Annotated in this window: 5 protein-coding genes; all 5 read left to right on the top strand. The window is 33.9% G+C overall.

Annotated elements, in window-relative coordinates; all coding sequences use genetic code 11:
* Nucleotides 1–79: 79 nt before the first annotated feature.
* From B2S90_RS09615 to B2S90_RS09595, 5 genes are read left to right on the top strand one after another with little or no spacing between them, the layout of a single operon-like run.
* Complete coding sequence (locus B2S90_RS09615; protein ID WP_055288691.1) at nucleotides 80–868, top strand: CvpA family protein; 789 nt, start codon at nucleotides 80–82, stop codon at nucleotides 866–868.
* Nucleotide 869: 1 nt separating this feature from the next.
* Nucleotides 870–3,170 carry an endonuclease MutS2 gene (locus B2S90_RS09610; RefSeq protein ID WP_279148194.1) on the top strand — a complete coding sequence of 767 codons (2,301 nt, stop codon included), beginning with the start codon at nucleotides 870–872 and terminating at the stop codon, nucleotides 3,168–3,170.
* Nucleotides 3,163–4,932 (top strand): excinuclease ABC subunit UvrC, encoded by a 1,770-nt coding sequence (uvrC, locus tag B2S90_RS09605; RefSeq protein ID WP_286696967.1) that lies wholly within the window; start codon nucleotides 3,163–3,165, stop codon nucleotides 4,930–4,932. Before B2S90_RS09610 ends, uvrC begins: the two co-directional genes overlap by 8 nt.
* Nucleotides 4,933–4,987: 55 nt before the next feature.
* Entirely contained in the window at nucleotides 4,988–6,139 is a 1,152-nt protein-coding gene (locus B2S90_RS09600; protein ID WP_286696966.1) for a M15 family metallopeptidase, read from the top strand.
* On the top strand, nucleotides 6,136–6,603 hold the full coding sequence (locus tag B2S90_RS09595; RefSeq protein ID WP_055288693.1) for a metallophosphoesterase family protein: 468 nt from the start codon (nucleotides 6,136–6,138) through the stop codon (nucleotides 6,601–6,603). The genes B2S90_RS09600 and B2S90_RS09595 overlap by 4 nt, the downstream gene beginning before the upstream one ends.
* The last annotated feature ends 51 nt before the right edge of the window (nucleotides 6,604–6,654 follow it).

Genomic DNA, 6,654 nt, shown 5'->3' with positions numbered 1-6,654 from the left:
ATCATAAATTTCATTTTTTTGACAGTATAAATTTCATTTGTTATAATTAAGAACCGACAGTGTTAAGGAGGCAAGTGCTATGAGTTTTCTCGATTTGATTCTTATCGCTTATTTGTTGTATATGTTTTTTAGTGGATATTCCAAAGGTTTTTTCTCAACACTTTATGATCTGCTAAGCTTCATCATTATGATGCTTTTTATCTATTTTAATGTTGAGACAATTTCTTCAATAATCCAGATTTATAAACCAGTAGATGATCCATTATCTCAGTTAGGGGGCTCTGTAGTGAATATGTTGATTGTTTTTATCATCATGTTCATTATTCTAGAAATCATAAGAAGACTGATAGGACTTCTTATTAAACCATTAATCACAAAATTAACAGATCACTTTGCCTTGACATCACTTGTAAATCACGTATTAGGGGCACTGCTTCACGGCTTAAAAGGTGCCTTTATAGCCTTCCTGGCAATGATTATGTTTATTGTGCCATTTTTTGGTCCTGATATTCTTGCTGATTCTAAAATAGGACATTTAATCATTGAAGATGTGCCAATTCTTTCAGAAACAGTATTAAGTGAAGCAAGTGCTTATGGAAGTTTATTAAAAGGACAACATAACCTTCAATTAGAAGATAAAGATATATTAAGAAAAATGATTATTGCTAACAATCATGCCTATGATCATGGTCTACTTGGCGAACATGAAGCAATACAGTTTGTTTATACTCAACTAGGCCCTGCCCTAATAAAGCAGCAGGTGACTTTACCTAAAGAAGAAAAAATACAGTTTATCTTATTGTTAAATAAGACGCCTTATACAGAAACAGAAAAGAATATAATTTTAAATAATATAGGAAGTGAATAAAATGTTAGATAGTTATAAAGTCTTAGAATTTCCAAGAATTTTAAATCATATCGCAGGTACATGTCGTACAGAAATTGCGAAAAAGAAGATCTTACATCTAGAGATGTATGATAATTTAGCTGATTTGAACGAAGAACAGAATCGTTTGGAAGAAGCTATGACAATTCATCGTATTATGGGTACTTTGCCTCTTGCACCACTCAATGATATCAGTGCTTATCTTGCAAAGGCTAAGATGGATGGTATTCTCGCTCCTGAAGAATTAATGGCGATTGACCATATGTTAGAAAACATCTTTCAGGTCACATCTTATTTTAATGCTTATGAAGGAGACATTATTCTATTAAGAGATCTAGTAGAAGGTTTAGAAGGAGATAATGGTCTTCATATTGAAATCAATAGATGCATTATGCCTGATGGATCTATCATTGATCACGCAAGTGAAACACTTTATCGTGTTAGAAAAAGCATGCATGCATTAGAAGGACGTATTCGCCATTCAATGGAAGGCTATTTAAAGAGTGAAAAGAATTCTTTAAGTATGGATACTCTTTCAAGTAAAAATGACCGTTTAGTACTTGCAGTCAAGGCGCCTCATAAAAATGAGATTAAAGGCTTAGTTCATGCAACAAGTGCTTCTGGTCAAACATTCTTTATAGAGCCTGAAAGTGTCGTTGTTATGAATAATGAACTCAACGAGTTGAAAAGTCAGGAACAGACAGAAATCAATAAAATACTTCAAAGTCTAACTAGACGTGTCAAATACAACTATACAAGATTCTATTTTGATCAGGAACTCATGTCTGAACTTGATTTTGTCTTTGCGAAAGCACGTTTTGGCTGTGATTATGATTGTGTAAAGCCTGATATCAATGAAACGGGTGTTCTCTCTTTAAAGCAGGCAAGACATCCCTTAATTGATCAGGAAAAGATAGTTCCTAACGATATTATTATTGACGGCAAAATGCTTATGATTACTGGTTCTAATACCGGTGGTAAAACAGTGGCTTTAAAAACAGCCGGTTTATTATCATTAATGGCTATTAGTGGATTAGCTGTTCCAGCTAATGACGCTTCTATTCCATTCTTTGATGCTGTTTATACAGATATTGGTGATGAACAGTCCATTGAACAATCACTTTCAACATATTCATCACATATGAAGAAGCTTATCTATATCCTAGAACATGCCACATGTCGTTCTCTTATCCTGATTGATGAAATTGGTTCTGGTACAGATCCACAAGAAGGGGCTTGTCTAGGAGAAGCTATCTTAGATACCTTATTAAATCGTGACTGTCGTATTATCGCATCAACTCATTATGGCGAACTAAAAAGCTATGGTCAGACTAGAGATGATATTACGCTCGCATCAGTCGGATTTGATGTAGAAACTATGCGTCCTACATATCGCTTGAAGCTTCATTCAATTGGTTCTTCTTATGCCTTTGAAATTGCTGCATCTTTAGGATTAGATCATGAGATTATTGATCATGCTTTACATAATAAAGAAGAACGTATGAGTGAAGCAGAAAAGTTAACTGAAAAGCTGACTAAGCAGAGTGCAGAATTAGATGAGAAAGAAGAAAGGATCAATCAGTTACTTGCAGATAATGAAAAGCTTCATAATCGTTATGAACATCAGCTTTCTATTGCCACAAAGCAGAAAGATCGTATTGTAGAAGAAGCACAGCAGGAAGCCAATAAGATGCTTGAAGAAGCTAAGAAAACAATTGATGAATTGACTAAAGATATTATGGATCAAGGTTCTTTAAAACCTCATCAAGTGACTGCAGCCAAACACGCATTAGACCAGCAGAAATATGAAAAGAAAGAAATTGTAAAGGTCCAGGACCATGTCTTTAAGAAGGGGGATCATGTCAAACTTGATAAGATGAATAGAGAAGGGGATGTACTTGAAGTTAAGAAACATGAACTGTTGATTGATTTAGGTGGTCTCCAGGCACGTGTAAAAGATACAGAAGTTACTTTTATGCATGGCGCCTCTAAGCCTCAGAAAGTAAAAAAAGCAGGTACTAGACAGCATATGAAGAAAACAGGACATTATGAAGTAAATGTCATTGGTATGCGTTATGAAGAAGCGATGAATATTGTTGAAAAGTTCTTAGATGATGCTTTATTACTTGGTTATCCTTCAGTACGTATTGTGCATGGTATGGGTAAAGGGATTTTACGTAATGGTATAAGAAAGAAGTTAGATCATCTATCTTATGTCAAAGAATATCGTGATGGCGGCCCCAATGAGGGTGGTTTAGGTGTAACGGTGGTTAGCTTTGAATAAGAATCTAGATTATATTAAAAAGAAGCTCTCATTACTTCCTATGTCTCCTGGCTGTTATTTAATGAAGAATACAGAAGGAAAAGTCATTTATGTAGGAAAGGCGCGAAAACTGAAAAATCGCGTCTCTTCTTATTTTACAGGTGCACATAACTATAAAACAACAAAGCTTGTAGATCATATATGGGACTTTGATTATATTGTAACAGGCAGTGAAAAGGAAGCATTATTACTAGAAATCAACCTAATTAAGGACTATACACCTGAATACAACATCATGTTTATGGATAATACCTATTATCCTTATATTGAATTAACTGATGAAACCCATCCAAGACTTAAAATAGTAAGAAAAACAAGAAACAAAAAGAATAAGTACTTTGGTCCTTATCCTGATGCTACTGCAGCAAGAAATACCTTTAAATTATTAAATAAGCTTTACCCTTTAAGAAAATGTAATCATGTCCCAGATAAGCCATGCCTCTATTATTCATTACATCAATGCTTAGGGCCATGTATCAACGATATTGATAAGAGCCAGTATGATGAAATTCGAAAAGAACTGATTTCATTTATTCATGGTAATACCAAATCAAAGATTGATGAACTCACTGAAAAGATGATGACAGCCAGTGAAAATCTACAATTCGAGCTTGCAAAAGAATATCGTGATCTCATTCGCTCTATAGAATATGTGACTGCCAAACAGAATGTTCAATTTGGTGACTATAAAGATAGAGATATTTTAGGCTATTATATTGATAAAGGTTATATCAGTATTCAGCTCTTCTTTATGCGTGAAGGTAAGCTTCTCTATCATGATTTCAATCTTGAGCCTGTAGGAGAAGATTTTGAAGAAGATCTGATTCGTTTCTTAGTTACTTACTATCAAACACATCCTGAACCCTATGAACTACTTATTCCTCAGGACGTTGATTTAGAACTTTTATCTGAAATATTATCCTGTCATGTACTTCAGCCTCAAAGAGGTGATAAGAAATCCTTAGTAGAAATGGCTAATAAAAATGCGAAGGAAGCACTAGAAAAGAAGTTCTTATTAAAAGAGAAAACGGATGAAAAGACAATCCTACCTATTATTGAATTAGGTAAAAAACTTGGTATTAAGACACCTCATACTATTGAATTATATGATAACTCTAACATCCAGGGGGCTTATGCTGTTGCAGGTATGGTTGTTTATAAGGATGGTGTACCTTCTAAAAAAGATTATCGTAAATATAAGATCAAGACAGTAGAAGGCCCTGATGACTATGCTAGTATGAAGGAGGTCATCTATAGACGTTATTATCGTCTTTTAATGGAACAAAAGGAAATGGCAGATCTTATTATTGTCGATGGTGGACTTGGACAAATTAAAGTAGCCAAAGAAGTTATCGACGGCTTGAATCTTCCTGTACATATCTGTGGGTTATCTAAGGATGATAAGCATTCTACTGCCATGCTTCTAGATGAAAATGGCAATCAGGTACCTATTGATACAAAGAGTCCGTTATTCTTCCTTCTTACACGTATGCAGGATGAAGTGCATCGTTATGCTATTTCATTCCATCGTCAGGTCCGTTCTAAATCATTATTTAGTTCTATTCTTGATGAAGTAGATGGAATCGGCGAAGCACGTAAGAAGAAACTTCTTAATCATTTTAAAAGTGTCAAAAAGATGAAAGAAGCGTCTTTAGAAGAATTAGAAGCAGTGATTCCTAAAAATACAGCTTTGAAACTCTATGAAGTACTGCACAAAGAATAAACTATACACTCATCATGATATACTATATAATTGACACTAGAGAGCAGGTGATTTAATGGAAAATAAGCGCAAGTATCTGTTTGTTACAGTCATTGCATTATTTATCGTTTCATTCTATACAATTAATCTCCGTTTTGATCCATTCTATCGTGTCAATGGAATCAACAATGACAACAGAATGATTATCGAGAAATATCTAAGTAAAGAGGAACAGAAATATCTTGTAGAAAACAGAATCCCACTTTACCATTTTATGAAATTTATCAAGTATGATGATTTTTATCTTCCATATTATCAATATTATGAACTACTAGAAAAGACTGGTCGCTATGACAACATTAAGATTATTCTTTCTACTGGTAATGAATTAGCTGGAAAACTTCTTGATAGTTTTAAGAACAATGCCTATGATCAGGCTAAAAAGTTAGTAGAACATGATTTGGAATCAGGATATTTATATAATCAGAATTTTGATTTTGATAAATTAGAAATATATTATGAAATGAGACCACTATATGATGATTATAGTTATGTGGATGATACAGAATATTATATTGAATTATTAAAAAATCGTGGATTATCAGATAAATTAATTCGTTCTTTCTTTACGGATGCTTGTAATAACTACTCACGTTATGGGTTAACGACACTCATGACTCAGGCCAATAATCATGAGATATTCTTAATTGCGGATCCTTCATCTTTACTGACAACAATTAATGATACAAGTTATATAGGGGCTTATGTGCCACATAATCTTGTTCTGATGTCAGATATTCATCGCTTGAAATACGCTATGTATTTAGAGAATGATGCTTATGAAGCCTTAAAGAAGATGGTAGAAGCAATGCCGGATGATATTGCTGAAGATTTTTATGTCAAAGAAGCCTATGAAAGCTTCAATGATTTTCAATATTCAAATCCAGCTCTTGCCGGCAAAGATGAAAGACAGCTGGGTAGAACAGTGTCCATTGCTTCTAAATCCATTGCCTATCAGACATTTGAAACATCTGCCCTGTCGCAATGGCTTGAAGCACATTCTTACGAATATGGCTTCATATTGCGTTATCCGAAGCGTATGGCTTCTTCTACAAATCATGTCTATGATTCTCATTATTATCGCTATGTAGGTAAGAAGACAGCCAATAAGATTTATAAAGAAAATAGCTGCATTGAAGAATATATTCAAAAGGAGGCAGTAAAATGAAGAAAATTGTAATCATGTCAGATAACCATGGTGATATGAATATGTTAACAGATATTAAAGTCCTAGAAGATGATGCAGATTACTATATCCATTGTGGTGATAGTGAGTCCTATTCACTTCAGGATTTAGATGGCTTTGTAGCTGTTAAAGGCAATAATGACTGGAGTCTTGATCTTCCTCAGACAGCAAGACTAGATATTGAAGGAAGGCATCTTCTCATCACTCATGGTCAGTTCTTTGGTTATTTTGACCGCGAAAAGAAAATGATTCAGTTCTTAAAAAAGTATAATGGAGATGTTTTGATCTCAGGTCATACACATATGCCTCTTGCGAAAGAAGAAAACGGCTTATGGCTTATTAATCCAGGCTCAACATCCTGGCCACGTGGTGGATCAAAACGTTCTTATGCAGTTGTAACAATTGATGATAAAAATGTAGATGTAGTGATTAAAACTCTAGAATAGTGATACATTTAAATAAATAGGAATTGACATTTTATATCTTCCTATTATAAT

Origin of the sequence: Catenibacterium sp. UBA627 (assembly GCF_002299355.1) — a bacterium.
Classification (GTDB): Bacteria; Bacillota_I; Bacilli_A; order Erysipelotrichales; family Coprobacillaceae; genus Catenibacterium; species Catenibacterium mitsuoka.
The sequence above is the reverse complement of the archived record's forward strand: the minus strand, read 5'-3'. Positions and strand labels throughout refer to the sequence as shown.